The 1,866-nt window shown below is 55.3% G+C and carries 1 rRNA gene; it reads right to left on the bottom strand.

The features are described 5' to 3' along the window. Window positions 1-1,866: ribosomal RNA gene (locus G512_RS0114645) — 23S ribosomal RNA — on the bottom strand; the annotation flags it as partial.

Here is a 1,866-nt window from a genome sequence, read left to right as displayed (position 1 = left end):
GTTTTGAGGTAGGTTTCCCGCTTAGATGCCTTCAGCGGTTATCCTTTCCGTACATAGCTACCCTGCAATGCGGCTGGCGCCACAACAGGTCCACCAGAGGTACGTCCATCCCGGTCCTCTCGTACTAGGGACAGATCCTCTCAATTCTCCTACACCCACGGCAGATAGGGACCGAACTGTCTCGCGACGTTCTGAACCCAGCTCACGTACCGCTTTAATTGGCGAACAGCCAAACCCTTGGGACCTGCTCCAGCCCCAGGATGCGATGAGCCGACATCGAGGTGCCAAACAATGCCGTCGATATGGACTCTTGGGCATCATCAGCCTGTTATCCCCGGCGTACCTTTTATCCGTTGAGCGATGGCCCTTCCACGAGGGACCACCGGATCACTATGACCGACTTTCGTCTCTGCTCGACTTGTCAGTCTCGCAGTCAGGCGGGCTTATGCCATTGCACTCGACGAGCGATTTCCGACCGCTCTGAGCCCACCTTCGCGCGCCTCCGTTACCATTTGGGAGGCGACCGCCCCAGTCAAACTACCCGCCACACACGGTCCCGGGCGTTGTTGCGCCGCGGTTAGATATCCATGAGGACAAGGGTGGTATTTCAAGGATGGCTCCATGAGAGCTGGCGCCCTCATTTCAACGCCTACCACCTATCCTACACATGTCATCACGAATACCAGTGTGAAGCTGTAGTAAAGGTGCACGGGGTCTTTCCGTCTGACCGCAGGAACCCCGCATCTTCACGGGGAATTCAATTTCACTGAGCCTGTGCTGGAGACAGCGGGGAAGTCGTTACGCCATTCGTGCAGGTCGGAACTTACCCGACAAGGAATTTCGCTACCTTAGGACCGTTATAGTTACGGCCGCCGTTTACCGGGGCTTCAATTCGGTGCTTGCACACCTCCTCTTAACCTTCCGGCACCGGGCAGGCGTCAGACCCTATACGTCGCCTTGCGGCTTCGCAGAGCCCTGTGTTTTTGATAAACAGTCGCAACCCCCTGGTCTGTGCCACCCATGACTGGTTGCCCAATCACGGGTCTCCCTTCTCGCGAACTTACGGGAGCAATTTGCCGAGTTCCTTCAGCACAGTTCTCTCAAGCGCCTTGGTATGCTCTACCAGTCCACCTGTGTCGGTTTCGGGTACGGTCGAATGTGGGAGCTATTTCCAGGGACACCTTCGCTGCACACCCAATCCAATAAGGGCATACAACACACGGCATCCGTCACTTCCCACTGGCTGGGGACTATTAACCCCATTCCCATCGGCTACGCCTTTCGGCCTCACCTTAGGGGCCGGCTAACCCTGCGCCGATTAGCGTTGCGCAGGAACCCTTGGACTTTCGGCGAGAGGGTCTCTCACCCTCTTTATCGTTACTCATGTCAGCATTCGCACTTCTGATATCTCCAGGATCTCTCACGAGTATCCCTTCGCAGACTTACAGAACGCTCCGCTACCGCGTGTCAAACACGCCCGCAGTTTCGGTGTATGGCTTGAGCCCCGGTACATTTTCGGCGCGGAGACCCTTATTTAGACCAGTGAGCTGTTACGCTTTCTTTAAATGATGGCTGCTTCTAAGCCAACATCCTGGTTGTTTTGGGATCTCTACATCCTTTCCCACTTAGCCATAACTTAGGGACCTTAACTGGCGGTCAGGGTTGTTGCCCTCTCCACAATGGACGTTAGCACCCACTGTGTGTCTGCCCTGCAGTACTTCCTGGTATTCGGAGTTTGGTTAGGATCAGTAAGGCGGTGAGCCCCCATAGCCCATCCAGTGCTCTACCCCCAGGAGTATTCACAGGACGCTCTACCTAAATAGATTTCGCGGAGAACCAGCTATTTCCGAGTTTGATTGGCCTTTC

Origin of the sequence: Pseudovibrio exalbescens DSM 16456 (assembly GCF_000422785.1) — a bacterium.
GTDB lineage: Bacteria > Pseudomonadota > Alphaproteobacteria > Rhizobiales > Stappiaceae > Pseudovibrio > Pseudovibrio exalbescens.
The sequence above is the reverse complement of the archived record's forward strand: the minus strand, read 5'-3'. Positions and strand labels throughout refer to the sequence as shown.